Here is a 17,293-nt window from a genome sequence, read left to right on the forward strand (position 1 = left end):
GATTTTAGTGCTATCCTCATGCCCATGCTTGGGGGCGATCGCCTTTTGGGTCTCCCATCTTATCCGATCCGGAACCAAACAGTGCCTGTGGTATAATGCTTTAGCCTTGCTAAATGCCCGATTTGCAAGTGCTTGATCAAAGCAGCAGTTCGTCGGCAAAACGTTACCTCTACTCGATCGCGTCTTTGTCTTTAAAAACCGATAATCATGTACAACCCATCTCTGCGTCAAATTCCTCGCCATTTACCTGCGGATGTAATTCCATTAAAACAGCAATCTTCTCTTTTAGACTGGTTGGAATCTAACAATCGCCTGTTAGCAAGGGATGTCCAAGAACCCGACTATCTGCACGAAGAAGAAATTTCTGAACTGATGGCAGTTGACGACAGTCCTTACGATGATTTAGAAGATGAAGTAGAAGAGGATGTGAGTGTAGGCGAAGAATAACGGGTAAAAGGGTGAAGAAATCAACCGGAAACAGGGAAGAAAAACTCAGAGATTTCTCAATCTCCTGTATCGCACCCTATTCCCCCATTGTCAATTGCTTATTCTCAAATAGTGTGTGGTGAGGAGTGTTATGGATAACTTTTTGGATGAGAAAATCTCTTTTAGTCTGCCTTTCAAACTTACAGGCAAGAATTTATTCCTGCTGCTGGGTTTGGGGCTCGGCACTGTAGCGATCGGTTTAGATGTAGTAGCGGGTAGATTTTTGAATTTACCTGCATCGCTATTTATGCCGCTAGTTGTTTGTGCTGTAGTTGCGTCGGGGTTGGGCTATGCAGTGGTGCCCGTACTCCAGCAACTAAAAGCAGGACAAATAATTCGCGAAGACGGCCCCCAAGCCCATTTGAAAAAAGCGGGAACGCCGACAATGGGAGGCATCTTTTTTATACCTGCTGGGGTAGCAGTCGCTTTACTTTGGTCTAAGTTTAACTCAGATGTTGTTGCCGTATCGGCTTTAACTTTAGCTTACGGTTTCATTGGCTGGCTCGATGACTGGCAAATTCTGCGACGTAAGTCGAACAAAGGTATTTCACCTCGGATGAAATTGGCTTTGCAAATAAGTTTTGCTGCTCTATTTTGTCTGTGGCTGATGTTTCATCAACCTGCAATTTCTACGAATGTTGCTTTGCCTTTCGGTTGGGTATTGCCTTTAGGTTTGCTGTTCTGGCCGCTGGCTGGTTTTGTGCTAGTTGCCGAAAGCAATGCTACTAATCTTACCGATGGTGTTGACGGGTTGATGGGAGGTTTGGGGGCGATCGCACTTTTGGGATTAGGCGCATCTGTAGCCTCAACTTCGCCAGAATTAATGATATTTTGCGCTTGCATCAGCGGCAGTTGTTTCGGTTTCTTAGCACACAACCGCAATCCAGCCAAGGTGTTTATGGGCGATACAGGTGCTTTAGCTTTGGGCGGTGCGTTGGGTGCGGTAGCTTTATTAACAAATAGCCTTTGGATATTATTAATTATCAGCGGGATTTTCTTTATTGAAACGCTGTCAGTAATTGCTCAAGTAGGTTATTACAAAGCTACAAAAGGGCCTGATGGAATCGGCAAGCGTCTGTTAAGAATGGCTCCACTGCACCATCATTTAGAGTTGTGCGGGTGGTTGGAAACTCAGGTTGTTGGCATTTTTTATTTAACTAACGGGGCGTTAGTGTTAATGATTCTGATGTTAACTAGCAACATTTGAGAAGAGATTGCGTGACGGATTGCACAGGGGATGTAAGAGATATTTTCTACTATTTCATAGAAACAGGCAAGATGCCTGTTCCACAATAACTGAATGCAGTTGTGGAACAGGCATCTTGCCTGTTTAAGGCTCGGAAGTTATAATTTTGAGAATTGATATCCTCAGTTAATGCAATGGAAATTAGTAACACTTTTTAATTATTTGAATAACCGCGAAGAGGGTTCTAGGACAAAGGAAGAACTACATTTGCTTATTTATCTTCCTTAGCGCCTTCGCGGTTCGTTTAATCTTACTCAATATTAGTTATGCTATCGTTTACGGTTGTTTCTGAATGACTAAAACGTTTTTACCGGAGGTTTCGGTGGTTGTGCCTGTTTACAACGGCGAGATGGATTTGCCGGAGTTGATCGAGTGCCTGCGATCGCAAACTTATCCGCCACACAGAGTAGAATATCTCTTAGTAGACAACAACAGTCGCGATCGCACTTCAGCAATCCTCCAAACAGCAGCCTCTAACCCCCCCTCACTCCCCCCCTTGGTAACGGGAGGAAGCAATTTCAATCACATAACCATTCGCCACCTCACCGAAAATCAGATTCAAAGTTCCTACGCCGCCCGCAATCAAGGAATTCGCGCATCCACAGGCGAAATCATTGCATTTACCGATGCAGACTGTCGCCCGGAATCTGACTGGCTGGAAAATTTAGTTAAGCCATTTGTTGACTTAGAAGTAGGAATTAGCGCTGGGGAAATACTCGCTTTGCCCGGTAAAACTATCTTAGAACAACACGCCGATCGCCAAAATACTTTATCTCAAAAACATACCCTCGCTCACCCTTTTTGTCCCTACGGTCAAACCGCCAACTTAGCTGTACGGAGGCTAGTCTTACAACAAATAGGATTATTTCGCCCGCATCTCACCAGCGGCGGCGATGCTGACTTGTGTTGGCGGATTTTGCGCGAAACATCCTATAAAATGTATTTTGCCGAAAATGCGATCGTCCGACACCGCCACCGTTATACAATAAAACAGTTGCAAAGTCAATGGTATCGGTACGGCGAATCTAATAAATATTTGCACGAACTCCACGGTGTCGATTTGATGCGAGAATTGACAGCACCGGAATATTTTTATCGGCTGGCTAGATGGCTGTTAAAAGAATTTCCTGTGGCTGCTGCCAAAAGTGCGATGGCCCAAGCCGATATGGTAGATTTGTTTAATACGCCGATCGGTCTAGTGAATGTTAGGGCAAGGGCGATCGGACAGCGCCAAGCCAAACTTCCTTTAGCAGCTTGGCAGATTGAGCGATTTTAATATTTTAGACCATAAGCACTTCACGGGCGGGGAGGATGCCCAACTCCTACTCCCCACAAAAAAATTGAATTCTTTGTGGAACAGGCATCTTGCCTTTTCTAAATAAGCATTTCACGGGCAGGCAGGAAGCCCAACCCCTACTCCCCACAAAAAAATTGAATTCTTTGTGGAACAGGCATCTTGCCTGTTCCTCAAAATGGTGCAAGATGTGCGATCGACAAATATTCGTTTGTACACCATCCCGCCCCTATATACCTATAAGTAGAGGTTATCGGTATAGATAAGTATGCTGAATCAGAAATATGAAAATTTAACGCAATACTTAATATAAAATTAATAAGTCTATTCTTCCCGCCTAGTATCAAAACAACGAGTAACTCGAATACTGACGCCAAAATAGCCTCTAATTCTGCCTTCTGGCTTTCGCCGTGCTGTTGTTTGCCCGATCGGAATTATTCTCAGAATTTTAAATTTTTGTAACCTTTACAGGTAATGCCAATGGCTCAAATCTTACTCCAGACCGTTTGGTTTATACCTTGCTATCCACTTATCGGCGGAGTTCTGTCGATGCTGTGGTTTCCAGCAGTTACCCGCCGCACGGGGCCAAGACCATCCGGTTACGTGAACGCCATCTTAACCTTGTTCGCTTTCTTACACGGCGTCATAGCCCTGACAGCTATCTGGAACCAACCGGCGCAACACCAGTTAATTCCCTGGCTGAATGTAGCAGGTTTAGACTTAACCATTCCCGTAGAAATCTCTGCTGTCACCGTCGGGGCGACAGTTTTGATTACCGGACTGAACTTGCTGGCGCAGATTTATGCTTTCGGTTACATGGAAATGGACTGGGGCTGGGCGAGGTTCTTTTCCCTGATGGGGCTGTTTGAAGCGGGGATGTGCGGCTTGGTACTGTGCAATTCCCTCTTCTTCAGTTACATGATTTTAGAAGTTCTGACTTTGGGCACTTACCTGTTAGTCGGGCTGTGGTTCAATCAGTCTTTGGTGGTGACAGGAGCCCGCGACGCTTTCTTAACCAAGCGGGTGGGAGATTTATTCCTGCTGATGGGAGTAGTCGCAATTCTGCCGCTGGCTGGAACTTGGAATTTTGATGAGTTGGCTGTTTGGGCTCAAACTGCAAAGCTTGACCCTACTGTAGCGACACTGTTGAGCTTAGCCTTGATTGCCGGCCCGATGGGTAAGTGCGCTCAGTTTCCCTTGCACCTGTGGCTGGATGAGGCGATGGAAGGCCCGCTACCGGCGACGATTTTGCGGAACACCGTAGTTGTGGAAACTGGTGCTTGGATATTGATTAAGTTGCAGCCGGTGATTGCTTTGTCGCCGATCGGACTGAAGACAGCTATTATTGTAGGCGCCGCGACGGCGGTTGGCGCTTCATTAATTGCGATCGCCCAAATTGACATCAAGCGCACGCTTTCCTATATAGTCAGCTCTTACATGGGCTTAGTATTTATCGCCGTCGGCACCGGACAAGCCCAGACAGCCCTGACATTAATATTTGCCTACAGTTTGGCCATGGGTTTGCTGGTGATGAGCATCGGTTCGGTAGTTTGGAACAGCATCACTCAGGATGTCCGATCTCTCGGCGGTTTGTGGGAAAAGCGGCCAATATCGGCAATATCGTTTATTGTCGGTAGCGCTGGATTGGTGGGACTACCGCCCTTCGGCTGCTTCTGGGCTTTAGAAGACTTCACATCAGGACTGTCGGAAGCTCACCCTTCCTTGTTAGGAATAGTGCTGTTTGTCAACGGTGTAACTGCTTTTGGGTTGGTGCGCGTCTTCGGTTTAGTTTTTGGCGGCAAACCAAAGCAAATGACCGAACGTTCGCCGGAAGTTCACTGGCCTTTTATCTTGCCGATGACTGTTTTAATGGGCTTTACTTTGCACGTTCCGCACTTGCTGGCTGCGTGGCATTTAGTGCCGGGGGCAAGTTTGAATTATACCGCAACTGGATTGCTAGTTTTGTCAACGGCGATCGGCATCAGTGCCGGAGCATTTGTTTACCTGAACGAAAAATGGGAAAAACCGGTACGAATTGGTTCTGAAGCTTTGCAAGACTTTTTTGCTTACGACTTTTACACGGCAAAACTTTACCGGGTGACTGTGATATTTGCAGTCGGTTTAGTTGCTCAAATCATCTCGTGGTTCGATCGCAATATTGTTGACGGATTCGCGAACTTAATCGGTTTTGCAACGGTTTTCGGCGGGCAAAGCCTCAAATACAACGTTAACGGTCAAACTCAGTTTTACGCCCTAACAATTCTGTTCGGAGTAGCAGTTTTGGGACTACTCATAAGCTGGCCTTTGCTAGCTCGCTTGTCGCTGATTGTAGGCGGGTAAAGACATATAAAATTGAAGATTTTAGGTGACAGTTTTAATCTAAAATCTTAAAAACCTGAAATCTTGAACAAAGATTTCCCACTCGTTCAAATAAGGCAGCATAAATGACCTCAGACAACAGACACTTCAATCTTTCCCGACGCAATTCCCTCAAATTTGTCGCAGGAGCCATTGGTACAGGGATACTCGCAGCAGGAGCAGGCGCTGATTTGGCTGCACCCGAACCAGCAATTGCTCAAAATGACATGACTCCCGATGCAGCTTTGCAAAAGTTAATGAGCGGGAACAAGCGGTTTGTTGAAAAAAAACGCCGAGGTTTTAACCAAAACTTATCCGATCTCGCCCAAGTTGCCATATCTCAAAAACCTTTTGCTGCTATTCTCGGCTGTTCGGATTCCCGTTTCCCTTCCGAGATTATTTTCGACCAAGGATTTGGAGATTTATTTGTCTGTCGAGTCGCCGGCAATGTGGCGACTCCCGAAGAAATTGGCAGCCTGGAATTTGGCACGTTGGTGTTGGGAGCAAAAGTGCTGATGGTAATCGGGCATAAAAGGTGCGGTGCGGTAGAAGCTACCATTAAAGGTGCTCAAGTTCCCGGTCAAATTGGCAGTTTGCTCGACGCCATTAAGCCTGCTGTAGAAAGCTCAAAAAACCAAACGGGCGATCATCTAGAAAATGCTTCAAAAGCAAATGTTATCCTGCAAACTAGAAAATTAAAAGCATCTCCAGTGATCTCTCAGTTAATTCTGGAGAATAAACTGAAAGTGGTGGGTGGCTATTACGATTTAGATACGGGTCTCATCAATAGGTTGGTTGAGTCTTAAACAGTTAACAGTTAACAGTTAACAGTTAACAGTTGACAGTTGGTAGGGGCTGTGCCCCCGTGCCCGCCCCCAGAGTTAGTTGACCTGGGACAGTTGACCTGGGACAGCAAGGGGTTTTAACAGCCTACAATTGACAGTTGACAATTGACAGCGAGGGGTTTGTAACAGCGAAAAATTGAAATTTGACAATTGACGCTTGATAACTATCAACTATCAACTCTCAACTCTCAAAGATTGACTATCAACTATCAACTCTCAATAGATTCTTTACTCTTTACTCTTCACACATTATGCTTAGTGCCTTGCTCTGGTTGCCCGCGTTGGGCGCTGCGGTAGTCGGGTTCCTGCCCGGAAACATAAATGGGATGCGCCTGCGTTCAATAGCCTCAGCTTTTGCTGCTGTTGTTTTCCTGTTGAATATCTGGCTGTTAACTCAATTCGATCCAGCAAATTCGGGACTGCAATTTCAAGAATATTTGCCTTGGATTCCACAATTAGGTTTGAGCTACAATTTGGGCATTGACGGCTTGTCATTGCCGCTGCTGGTTTTAAGTGCTTTGCTGACGCTATTAGTCATTTACGGCACGGGCGAAAAGATGGAGCGCCCCCAGCTTTACTACGCTTTGATTTTGCTAATCAATGCTGGTATTGCCGGAGCTTTGATGTCTCAAAATTTGCTGCTGTTTGTACTGTTTTACGAAGTAGAATTAATTCCTTTTTACCTGTTGATTGCGATTTGGGGCGGAAAGCAGCGGGAATACGCTGCCATGAAGTTTTTGATCTACACGGCAGTTTCGGGACTTTTAGTGCTAGCAGCATTTTTGGGTGTGGCTTGGCTTAGCGGTTCTTTAAATTTCGATTACAGTGCGATTACCACTCAAGAATTGCCGAGAAATGTGCAGTTAATCCTGCTAACAATTTTGCTAATTGGGTTGGGAATTAAAATTCCCTTGGTGCCACTGCATACTTGGCTACCGGATGCTTACGTGGAAGCTTCGCCAGCAACAGCAATTTTGCTGGGAGGGATTCTGGCGAAGTTGGGAACTTACGGTTTAGTGCGGTTTGGCTTGCAGATGTTTCCCGAAACTTGGTCGATTATCGCTCCCGGTTTAGCGATTATCGGGACTGTGAGCGTGATGTACGGTGCTTTGAGCGCGATCGCCCAAAAAGACATCAAACGCATGGTAGCCTATAGTTCGATCGGGCATATGGGCTACATCCTCGTTGCCTGCGCTGCGGGTACGAAGCTGGCATTAATCGGTGCAGTCGGGCAAATGGTAAGCCACGGCTTAATTTTAGCTTTGCTATTTTATTTAGTAGGCATCATCGAAAGCAAAGTCGGCACGCGAGATTTGGACGTGCTCAACGGTTTGATGAATCCGATGCGGGGTTTACCCACGGCTAGTTCCCTGTTAGTTTTGGGCGGCATGGCAAGCGCCGGCATTCCCGGTTTGGTGGGTTTTATTGCCGAATTTTTAGTATTTCAAGGCAGTTTCTCTATCTTTCCAATTCCCACTTTAATCTGCATTTTAGCTTCGGGTTTAACAGCCGTTTACTTTGTGATTCTGCTCAACCGCACCTGTTTTGGGAAGTTGGACAATGCCACGGCTTACTACCCTCCAGTTACGTTTGCTGAAAATATGCCGGCGCTGGTTTTGGCGGGCATCATTTTCGTGTTGGGAATTCAACCTGCTTGGCTGCTCAAGTGGAGCGAATCGACTACAAATGCGATCGTTGCTACTCTGCCGGCTGACAGGAATACCCAAGTTGCTATTAGCTATCCTTGGAAAAAATCAGCGATTGAAATCGCCTTTACACAAACGAAGTCTGTCTCCGCAGACTGAGATAGTTCAGCGATTAAAATAGGGTCGGCACTTGCCTTGTGTCCGACTATGCTGCCTCACAAATATCTACTCGTTACTAGGCTCTGTATCCAATTTTAATGCAAGATTTTGGACGCAGAGCCTCCAGATAAATACCAGGAGATGAGCGCTCATGAAACCGAAAAAACTTTTCAGTGTATCCGCCGTTACAACCCTTCTTTTAGTAATGGCAACTTCTGCTTTTGCACAAGCTATAACTCGAATTCGCGATTTGCCAGCATCGAAAACAGGAATTACCATCTCTGGCCGAGTAGTCGGTTTTGGAGAAGCTGATGAAAATGAGTGGATTTTAAATGACGGCAGCGGTCAAGTTAAAGTCGATGCCGGCCCGCGCAGGTGGCGCAATATTAATCTATCAGAAGGGGAAACAATTACCGTTGTTGGCGAAATGGATGACGGCGAATTTGATGCTTTTTCGATAACTCTGTCGAACGGATCAATTATCAACATCCGCTCTCCACAAGGCCCGCCTCCTTGGGCTGGAAAAGAGGAAAAATAACTGTAAAAAGCAGCGCTATCTTTCCGAAAAGCATGAGATTTGGGAGAACCTAATTCCCGAATAGAGCAATTTATAAATAGTAAAATTCAGTCAAACAAAGGAAGAAACAATGGTACAAACCCCTAATAAACCAGCAACTAAACTACCCCCTTCAAAACACGAATTTGCCGAAATAATTCACAGACTGGAAGCGGGCGGCGCTATGATTCCAGATACGCCGGAAAATCTGATGCAAATCATCGCTATCTGGAAAGCTTACGCGGTGCCGATGGACTTCTACTGGCGGGATTTGCTTTACATCGCCGAACGAGTATTTTTACACCCGCTTCCTTTCTTTAAATACTTTTTACCGCAAGAGTATTTAGATTTACAAAATCACTATGCAGGCGACGGTGCAGATTTGCGGATTTGGCGCGGTACTGGAAGTGTCCACCCAGAACTTTTGGAGTTCATGGAGAAGGGTGAAACTGGTAAACTCCCGCGACTGTTCCATCATTTGTGGCACGATCGCATTAACATGGAATTTGCCGAAGAGTGCATGAGGTCAATGCTTTGGCACCGGGGCTTGTACGTCCCAACCAATCAATTCGATCCTTATTTGGACAGTGACGAATATAAAGCTAATGCCGATCGCGCAATTAAAGCTTACTTCAAAAAAGACCCGTTCATGCTGGCAATTCACAAAGCATTTCCCGAAATGTTTTTAGAACAGTGCCGCCAAATGTCTTATTACAGCAATCTCGGTTTATTCTGGGAAGTAATGGCACCAGTGTTTTTTGAAGTTTCCGACTTGTACGACGAAGGGAAAATTACCACAGTCCCGCAGGCGATGGATTTCCTAGTAAATGGCATATTTGCGATCGCCGGAAGACCCATTTACCACCATGTCCAAATCGACGGTGAAACCTACGAAATCATCCCCAAATCTAAAGGTTTCACTTGGCTTTACGAAGCAGCGTTACCTTACGTGGAAGCTGTATTTTATCGCACTTCGCCATTCCGAGGCACCAAATCTTACAACGCTCAAGCTAGAGAAGTTCCTGACGACCAAAAAGACTTCCACTACGGAGTTTTGTATGCAGACAAATTCCCGGTAGGTACGGCGGGGATTCCGCCGACTTTGCTAGCACAAGATATGCTGCATTTCCTGCCGCCTTATTTGATGGATTTCTACAAACAGCGCTGTCGCGGTGAAGATGATATCCTAAATCAAATTGGGGTGACATTCCAGCGATCGATGTACTGCGTAACTTCGGCGGTGATTCAAGCGTTACGGACTGCTCTTTTGTATCCTTTAGATGACCCGAATCCAAAGCATTTGAAGGCAAATCGGGCTTTCTTTGAGTCTCAGATCGATCGCTTCTGTCGCCCGGAATACGGCATGAAATATGCTGCGAAGCTCAAGAATATTCAGACTTCGGATTATAGGTAAAAGATGTTTGCGGGAGGCATATTAGCTTCCAAGTCCGCCAATCCGTTAGTCCGCCAGGGGTTTCAACCCCTGGCTCAAAGCTCAAGTCGGTTGAAACCGACTGGGAAAAATCAGAGCTTTTTAAGCCGTTTCAAAAGTCCTATAATATTAGATTAGTTGGTCTCAGAATTATTCATCTCTCTCTTCTCTTCCTCTGCGTTCTCTGCGTTCTCTACGGTTTAATCATTCCGATATAAAAAATAATCAATAACTATGGACAGCAAACAGCTAGCCAAATATATCGAAGCAACCGATGGGATTTCCAAACCTTGGCTGTTGGTGCAACTGCGGCTGAAAAAATTGCAAGAAAGGCGATCGGAGATTTCTGCTGAAGAGTATATGACAGAACTTACCGATATCCACAAAGATTTAATGAATCTGGGGGAATGGTGGCTGGGAATCGAAGATGAAGTGTTTTAAAATTTAATTGAAAGTTCAAGTAGGATTAAGTCGAGCGCACTTTAAAATTTATCCATCAAATCTTTTTCTTGGGCATAGACATCTCGTAGCTGTTGCAGCGCGGGCCCAGAAATGACCGATTTAACAGTAGCTACCAATTGGCCCCACTCTAGCAAGCTGTCAACGGAAACAGCTTTTTTGAACTTGTACGTGTAGAATTTAGTCCAAAATGCTGGTGCTTGCTTGCTTTTCCAGCGTTTGTACCATCTGCCAAAATCTTGAAGTGCGATCGGCTGTACTTGTAAAATAGGAGGAAAATCGGCGTAGCTAACAAAGCGGCTGATGCCTTTGGCGTGAACGTACACCATGTAACGACAGCATTCGATGCGGTAAATCTCGTCTGCTGTGATATTGAACAGGAGTGCAACTGTTTCTTCGGTAACGAATCTCGCCAGCGGATGCAGGATTGGCGATTTGTGAATTATTCTGGATTCTGCGATCGTCCGCGATTTTGCCGGAGTTTCTGATATCATGGCTAGTACACCTCTGGATATGGTTAGTAGACTTCTGGATATGGCAAATGCACTTTTTGATAGAAAGAAATAATCTGTCCAGATTAGGTTTTACAGACGATCGCCCTTTAGTTTTCCAGGCCGGGGGGCGATCGCTCTTTACATATAAAATTGTACGACGCAATTGCATCAACTGTCAAGCATGGGTTTAGTCAGGCTAAAAATTCGGGAACTAGCGGCGGAGAAGGGCTGGACGCTTAAGGAAGTATCCGATCGTTCCGGGGTAATTTATAGCACTGTCAGAAGCTATGCTCGTCGTCCTGAAATGGCAATGGTTGACTTTACTTGCCTGCGGAAGTTAGCTCGGACTTTTGATGTGATGATTGAGGATCTGGTTGAGGTTTTGGAGGAATAGGTCGATCGACCTTAAGTTGTCTAGACCGGGGGCGATCGCTTTTTTAGATGCAATTATCTTAAAACGCAACTGCATTATTTGTCAAGCATGGGTTTAGTCAGAGTTAAAGTGCGAGAGCTAGCGGCCGAGAGAGGCTGGACATTCAAGGAGGTGGCTGAGCGATCGGGCGTGATCTATAGCACCATAACCAGCTATGCTCGTCGTTCAGAAATATCAATGGTTGACTTTACCGCCCTGTACAAGTTAGCGCGGGCCTTTGATGTGATGATTGAGGACTTGGTGGAGATTATTGAGGAATAGGTAGATCGTCCGCGATTTTGCCGGAGTTTCTGATATCATAATAGACGCATCTCTTGATTGTAGGTGTGTACATCTTTTTGTTGTAGATGTGCAGGACAGAGATTATCTGTCCTGATTAGGTTTAATAGGCGATCGCCCTTAGTTGTCCAGACGTGAGGCGATCGCTTTTTCAGATATCTAATATTAAACGACAGCAGATTGTCATTTGTCAAGTCAGTATGAGCAAAGGCTTAGTGAGGTTGCGGATTCGGGAGTTTGCGGCCCAGAACGGCTGGACACTTAAGGAAGTTTCCGATCGATCGGGCGTTGGTTACAGCACCATCAGAAACTACGCCCAATGTCAAGGCATGACAACCGTTAATTTTGCCTACTTGCACAGGTTGGCTCGCACGTTTGACGTAATGATTGAGGATTTGGTGGAGATTTTGGAGGAATAGGTCTATCGGCCACGATATTGACTGATTTTCAGATATCATGGTGAGTCAACCTAAGAATTGCATCAACTGTCAAGCATGGGTTTAGTCAGGCTAAAAATTCGGGAACTAGCGGCGGAGAAGGGCTGGACGCTTAAGGAAGTATCCGATCGTTCCGGGGTAATTTATAGCACTGTCAGAAGCTATGCTCGTCGTCCTGAAATGGCAATGGTTGACTTTACTTGCCTGCGGAAGTTAGCTCGGACTTTTGATGTGATGATTGAGGATCTGGTTGAGGTTTTGGAGGAATAGGTCGATCAACCTTTCCACTTTTCCACTATAAACCCTTGTGTCTCGTCTTGTCAAGACGCGCTTAAGCAGTTGGCATCGCAGATAAAAGCTCAGCTTAAAGGTGCTAAGATTTAGTCTAAGTTGTTAATCTCCCGTTACCTTTGTGACTAGAGCCAGTACCGCCATTGGGGTTAGCCCCATAATTAAGGAACTTGTGCAGAAAAAGGCGCTAGCAACCAGGCTAACGCTGAAGGAAATCATCTATGTCGGGATGCTGGCGATCGACGAGTTAGACGAAAAGCGCTTACAAGAGTTGGCTGATAAGGTGCATCAGATGCAGGTAAAGGGCGAGATTTGAGGGGAAAAGGGCGATTCCCTACGGGATAGCTACGCTTCACGCCCTTTTGGTGAAGTGAGGTTCGGGGCGATCGCATATTCAAAAATTTTCCCGCCTATATTTTTCGTATAAATAAGCATCTCGGAGTTGTTGCAAAGCTGTTTCTGAGAATAGGGATTTGACTACAGCTACCAAGAGGCCCCATGCAAGCTGTTTATCCGCAGTAGTAGCGTATTTGAATTGATGTATATAAAATTGTGTCCAAAAATCAGGTGCTTTTTTGCCTTTCCAGCGTTTGTACCATCTGCCAAAGTCTTGAAGTTTCGGTAATTCTACTTCTAAAATTGGCGGAAAATCGGCATAACTGACAAACCGACTGATGCCTTTGGCGTGGACGTAGACCATGTAGCGACAGCATTCGATGCGGTAAATCTGGTCTGTTGAGATATTGAACAGCAGTGCAACAGTTTCTTCTGTGACAAATCTTGCCAGCGGATGAAGGACTGGGGACTTGTGGATAATTTTGGAGCAGGCGAAGGTGCTTGATTTTAGCTGGAATGCTGCTATCATGGTGGATAACTTAGACAGTTGATACCTGTCTACATAAGTTTTAAAGGCGATCGCCCTTAAGTTGTCTAGACCGGGGGCGATCGCTTTTTTGTATTTTTGACACTATAGCATGATTAATTGTACTTAGTCAAACATTATTGTAATTAATCGGACTGAGGATGGTAACATCAAGGAAAGTTGTTATTAATAGTTGATTATTCTTCGTGGCTAAAACTAATACTGCGATCGCGGTCAGTTCCGTGATCAAGGAAGTCATTCAAAAACAAGCGCTAGCGACCAGACTAACCCAGAAGGAAGTCGTGTACTTGGGAATGCTGGCAATTGATGCACTCGATAAGGAAAGCCGCCAAGAGTTGGCAGATAAGGTGCATCAGATGCAGGTGAATGGGGAGATTTGAGGGGATAAGGGCGATCGCCATTTTGGTGAAGTGAGGTTCGGGGCGATCGTTCCTAGAAAATAAGAGATTATAGTGAACCTACCTCTAGAAGTTTAATTAATAATTACTAATCCCTCAAAAAGATCCTATTTAATATTCCCCATAGAGATTATTTTATGTTACAATACAAACATAAAATAATCTTTATTGGTGCTAAACTGTATGTCAAATGTTAAAAATCAACACTATGTACCTCAATTTTACCTAAAGTATTTTACTAACCCGCAAGAAAAACTGTGTACTTTTGATAAAATTGAAAATAAAATACTCCCATTTACTAACGTCAAAAATTTAGCGTGTGAAAAATATTTTTATGATTTTCCTCAACAATCTGGCAATAAAGAGCGCCAACAACCGATGGAAAAGTGGTTCTCAGAACTTGAAACAAAAGCTTCTAAGTTTCTGAATCATATCCAGAAGAAAATACAAAGCATCCTCAGTCTGAAGCCCTCAAAAAAAGTGGATTCTCTTCAAGTTTTAACTCAAGACCAGAAGCTTGATTTAGCATATTGGGTAGCCGTTCAATCTCTCCGTACAAAAGATTTTAGATGTTTTTCAAATGAGTTTTGGCAAAAAACTCAACCATTGATACCCAATGAAGTAGAAGATGAATTATCAAGACGCCTCAAGAAGTTTGAAGAAGACAATTCTATTAAGGTTGACGAATCATTGGCTAATGAAATAAAAAAAGACAGACTTAATCAGTGTATGTCTACATTATCATACTTGGAAAATGATGGTATGCCTATCACACAGGCAAAATTTATTTTTGATCATTGCAAAGAGCTTGCAGAGATTCTTTTAAATCATATTTGGTTGATAGGAGTAAATAGTACAGATAAACTATTTTTTACATCCGATAATCCAGTTGTAATGGCTCCCCATTTAGAGTCAAGTGGTTATTCTTCAGAGGGAATCGAGGTAGTATTTCCTATTAACAGTAAGCTGATCCTAATCATGTTGGAAAAGAAATATTTCCGGCACAACCTAAACCTGGAGCGAACATTAGTTCCTCTAACAAGGGAATATGTGCTTGACTACAACCGCCTTCAGGTACTCCAGAGCTCTAGGTTTATTTATAGTCAGAGCGATGATTTTGCTTTAGTTGAAGAGATTTGCAATACTAATCCCGATGTTTGCTCGAATAATAGAGAAAGGCTTCAATTAAAACTCAACTCCCCCCCAAAATGAGGTTGAGAGATCGATCGCGCTTTTGGTGAAGTGAAAAGGGCGATCGCTCCTACAGCCACTATAGTTGTAAGAACCATGCCATAACCTTTCGCTTCACCCATCACTGATACCTTATTGGTTCCAACAGACAACCTTAATGTGATCGGGTGCAAGCGAGTTGTTAGGTTCCCTGTACCTCTCGGTTATTACGAACCGAGTAACTCCAACCCCTATTGACATATCCTTTACTTTCCTTACTTTTTCTACTTTCAGTTGTCTCCTCTGAAAAATCGATTATCAATTCATCTTCGTTTTGGTGAGTTCGGGCCTCATAATACTCAGCAGCAAAACGATTTAGCACATTATCATATGTTATAAATTTCTTTTGTCTGTCAACAGCAGTCGCCAGTATTAAGATGTCATTGATAGTGTTACGAATATTGCTTTTGCACTTATGTTTAGCAGCAAACTCTGAAAACAGAGTCAACCCATTTTCTATTGTCGCTCTAGTTAGAGAGTAACAACGATAATTATTATCCAAAATGTATTTCAACCGTTTTTTGAGGTACTTCTGCTTTTGTTTAGATAAATGAGAAACACTGAGTTCATATACGCCATAGTTTTTTTTGTTAATAACCTCAGCAATTGCTTCGTTTCCAAACTCACGATATGCAGAGAACTGACTGCCAAAGTCGATAATCACTTGGTCTGTCCGACAAGCACCTCCCTTGGCCCATTTAGGATTTCCAAAATGCTCGGGAATACCAAAATAACGCTCTTCTGAATTTAGTACCGAGTATCTAGCTGGATGAAGAATGTAGTAGTCAGGTTGCTTTGAGTCTCTAGGCTGAGCCAGTAAAAATTCATTAGCTGTAATTGATGAAATAGCTCGGCTTCCGTCGTGGACATCGTTCTCAATCTCCTTGAAACGATATGAAAGCACTTGTGTGTCAATAATTGTATTCACAACCCCGTCCTCTCGATAAACCACTTATCCCCGAAACTTGGGAACCTAACTACTAATTTTACCCCGATCGCACTATAAATTTTTCTCTAGGTGCAAATTACCGCGAAAAGCTTTGGCCTGAAGGTTTTTAGGACTGATCGATCGCACTTTTATTTCTGCTTGAGAGACTCAGCCAACCGCTTCACATTCTATCCCCGATGAACATTAATCCGGCTGTTGCGAATATCAACTTCTAGGGTTACTTATTGTAACTAATAATCTGTAGTATTAACCATTAAATCCCTTTGAATCCCACTTCCATATCCATCTCTTTTGCCGGACTTGCAGGAAGTTGAGGCGCGGATTGGGTTTGCTTGCGAAAAACGCCAATTTGATTGAGAACGATCCCGATTAAAATGATGCTGCCGCCGATGTATTGAGCTGTTGTTGGCGTTTCGGATAAAATCAAATAGGCGGTTAAAATCCCCGCGATCGGACTAAACGAACTGGCGAGGGATACATCTGCAGCGCCCGTCGTTTTTAGTCCGGTAAACCAGCACAGTTGTCCGCCAACAACAATAATCGCACCATAGACGAGCATCCACTGCCAGAGGAAGGGCGCAAAAACATCGATAAAGTGGGTGGGACTATATAAGATTAAAACGGCAATAAAGAAAACAACTGTTCCCAGTGTTGTTCTGATAATAGAGAACAATCCTAACGGAATTTGTTTGAGCGTGACTTTACTAATAATAGTCGAAATAGCTAACGCGATCGCCCCTCCTGCTGCCATGAATTCGCCTCTGCCAATCGTCAATCCGCCCATGTCCATCATATCGGTAGTCGGTGCTTGCAATACAATAGTCAGTGCAACACCCACAAACGAAACCATCGCCCCCGCAATCACCCAAAGATTGACGCGATCGCCCAAAATTAGAATCGACAGCGCTAAAATCAGAGGCGGCTCGATGCGTCCAATCAGTACCACATTATTGACAGCGGTTAAATCCAACGCCATAAAAGTTAAGGCTGGAGCCAATGCCCCAGAAAGCAAAGAAATTCCGATCAACCCCCACCATGTTTTACTGGGAATCGATCGGAAATTTTGCACTGTACATTGCTGGCGATAAACCAGGAATAAAACTGCTAACGCGCAGAGATTCCCTACAAATAAAACATTACAAAGTGAAATCAAATTTCTGCCGTCTATCGGGTTCTGCGCTCCTAAATCGGTCAGTTTGCGAATGACAGAGTTAGAGGCAGCAAAAATGAGGATTGCTAGTAATAAATAGGTTCGTCCAGGGATGCGATTGAATAATTGAGACACGATAATATCAACATAAATATATAATGCCATATCTTCTTTATACCACTGTTGCATAGCGGGACTTAAACATAAAATACGATAAAAATAGGTTATAATGCTTACATAGCAAGCATATAACGTTAAAAAATGACCC

20 protein-coding genes are annotated in these 17,293 nt (G+C 44.2%); 16 read left to right on the plus strand and 4 right to left on the minus strand.

The window, feature by feature from the left end:
- Positions 1-207: 207 nt before the first annotated feature.
- From QT984_RS22995 to QT984_RS23035, 9 genes are all read left to right on the plus strand, one after another.
- The gene (locus tag QT984_RS22995) at positions 208-447 is read left to right on the plus strand and encodes a DUF3134 domain-containing protein (protein WP_190659900.1); all 240 of its coding nucleotides are present in this window, start codon (positions 208-210) and stop codon (positions 445-447) included.
- Positions 448-577: 130 nt separating this feature from the next.
- Positions 578-1,693 (plus strand): phospho-N-acetylmuramoyl-pentapeptide-transferase, encoded by a 1,116-nt coding sequence (gene mraY, locus QT984_RS23000; protein WP_333338912.1) that lies wholly within the window; start codon positions 578-580, stop codon positions 1,691-1,693.
- 331 nt (positions 1,694-2,024) lie between these two features.
- Entirely contained in the window at positions 2,025-3,008 is a 984-nt protein-coding gene (locus QT984_RS23005; protein WP_333055346.1) for a glycosyltransferase, read from the plus strand.
- Positions 3,009-3,506: 498 nt separating this feature from the next.
- Positions 3,507-5,366, plus strand: coding sequence for an NAD(P)H-quinone oxidoreductase subunit F (locus QT984_RS23010; RefSeq protein ID WP_333055347.1), 1,860 nt, complete (start codon positions 3,507-3,509; stop codon positions 5,364-5,366).
- Positions 5,367-5,470: 104 nt separating this feature from the next.
- Complete coding sequence (locus tag QT984_RS23015; protein WP_333055348.1) at positions 5,471-6,190, plus strand: carbonic anhydrase; 720 nt, start codon at positions 5,471-5,473, stop codon at positions 6,188-6,190.
- A 290-nt stretch (positions 6,191-6,480) separates the two neighbouring features.
- Positions 6,481-8,034 (plus strand): NADH-quinone oxidoreductase subunit M, encoded by a 1,554-nt coding sequence (locus QT984_RS23020; protein ID WP_333209652.1) that lies wholly within the window; start codon positions 6,481-6,483, stop codon positions 8,032-8,034.
- 151 nt (positions 8,035-8,185) lie between these two features.
- Complete coding sequence (locus QT984_RS23025) at positions 8,186-8,572, plus strand: NirD/YgiW/YdeI family stress tolerance protein (protein WP_333055351.1); 387 nt, start codon at positions 8,186-8,188, stop codon at positions 8,570-8,572.
- A gap of 109 nt (positions 8,573-8,681) precedes the next feature.
- Positions 8,682-10,004 (plus strand): CO2 hydration protein, encoded by a 1,323-nt coding sequence (locus QT984_RS23030; RefSeq protein ID WP_333209656.1) that lies wholly within the window; start codon positions 8,682-8,684, stop codon positions 10,002-10,004.
- A 252-nt stretch (positions 10,005-10,256) separates the two neighbouring features.
- Complete coding sequence (locus QT984_RS23035; RefSeq protein WP_333055353.1) at positions 10,257-10,463, plus strand: hypothetical protein; 207 nt, start codon at positions 10,257-10,259, stop codon at positions 10,461-10,463.
- A 41-nt stretch (positions 10,464-10,504) separates the two neighbouring features.
- On the opposite strand, the gene QT984_RS23040 is transcribed toward QT984_RS23035, so the two are convergent.
- Positions 10,505-10,975 carry a hypothetical protein gene (locus QT984_RS23040; RefSeq protein WP_333055354.1) on the minus strand — a complete coding sequence of 157 codons (471 nt, stop codon included), beginning with the start codon at positions 10,973-10,975 and terminating at the stop codon, positions 10,505-10,507.
- Between the two features lie 181 nt (positions 10,976-11,156).
- On the opposite strand from QT984_RS23040, the gene QT984_RS23045 reads away from it, so the two are divergent.
- From QT984_RS23045 to QT984_RS23065, 5 genes are all read left to right on the plus strand, one after another.
- Positions 11,157-11,369, plus strand: coding sequence for a helix-turn-helix domain-containing protein (locus tag QT984_RS23045; RefSeq protein WP_006631307.1), 213 nt, complete (start codon positions 11,157-11,159; stop codon positions 11,367-11,369).
- Between the two features lie 87 nt (positions 11,370-11,456).
- The gene (locus QT984_RS23050) at positions 11,457-11,669 is read left to right on the plus strand and encodes a helix-turn-helix domain-containing protein (protein ID WP_006631308.1); all 213 of its coding nucleotides are present in this window, start codon (positions 11,457-11,459) and stop codon (positions 11,667-11,669) included.
- Positions 11,670-11,887: 218 nt separating this feature from the next.
- A complete protein-coding gene (locus tag QT984_RS23055; protein ID WP_293135490.1) occupies positions 11,888-12,106 on the plus strand; it encodes a helix-turn-helix domain-containing protein in 219 nt (72 codons plus the stop codon).
- Positions 12,107-12,181: 75 nt separating this feature from the next.
- Entirely contained in the window at positions 12,182-12,394 is a 213-nt protein-coding gene (locus QT984_RS23060; protein WP_006631307.1) for a helix-turn-helix domain-containing protein, read from the plus strand.
- A 142-nt stretch (positions 12,395-12,536) separates the two neighbouring features.
- Positions 12,537-12,731: a hypothetical protein gene (locus tag QT984_RS23065; RefSeq protein ID WP_333055355.1), complete on the plus strand. Its 195-nt coding sequence runs from the start codon at positions 12,537-12,539 to the stop codon at positions 12,729-12,731.
- 78 nt (positions 12,732-12,809) lie between these two features.
- Here the strand turns inward: QT984_RS23065 and QT984_RS23070 are convergent, their stop codons facing one another.
- Positions 12,810-13,280 carry a hypothetical protein gene (locus QT984_RS23070; protein ID WP_333055356.1) on the minus strand — a complete coding sequence of 157 codons (471 nt, stop codon included), beginning with the start codon at positions 13,278-13,280 and terminating at the stop codon, positions 12,810-12,812.
- Between the two features lie 203 nt (positions 13,281-13,483).
- Between QT984_RS23070 and QT984_RS23075 the strand changes: the two genes are divergently transcribed.
- Both QT984_RS23075 and QT984_RS23080 read left to right on the plus strand, forming a co-directional pair.
- Entirely contained in the window at positions 13,484-13,678 is a 195-nt protein-coding gene (locus QT984_RS23075) for a hypothetical protein (protein ID WP_333055357.1), read from the plus strand.
- A gap of 201 nt (positions 13,679-13,879) precedes the next feature.
- A complete protein-coding gene (locus QT984_RS23080) occupies positions 13,880-14,908 on the plus strand; it encodes a DUF4238 domain-containing protein (RefSeq protein ID WP_333055358.1) in 1,029 nt (342 codons plus the stop codon).
- A gap of 160 nt (positions 14,909-15,068) precedes the next feature.
- On the opposite strand, the gene QT984_RS23085 is transcribed toward QT984_RS23080, so the two are convergent.
- Together QT984_RS23085 and QT984_RS23090 are read right to left on the minus strand one after the other, a co-directional pair.
- On the minus strand, positions 15,069-15,854 hold the full coding sequence (locus tag QT984_RS23085) for a hypothetical protein (RefSeq protein WP_333055360.1): 786 nt from the start codon (positions 15,852-15,854) through the stop codon (positions 15,069-15,071).
- A 274-nt stretch (positions 15,855-16,128) separates the two neighbouring features.
- Positions 16,129-17,214 carry a DMT family transporter gene (locus QT984_RS23090; protein WP_333055362.1) on the minus strand — a complete coding sequence of 362 codons (1,086 nt, stop codon included), beginning with the start codon at positions 17,212-17,214 and terminating at the stop codon, positions 16,129-16,131.
- Positions 17,215-17,293: the final 79 nt, after the last annotated feature.

The organism is Microcoleus sp. Z1_B2, from assembly GCF_036700325.1.
Taxonomy (GTDB): domain Bacteria; phylum Cyanobacteriota; class Cyanobacteriia; order Cyanobacteriales; family Microcoleaceae; genus Microcoleus.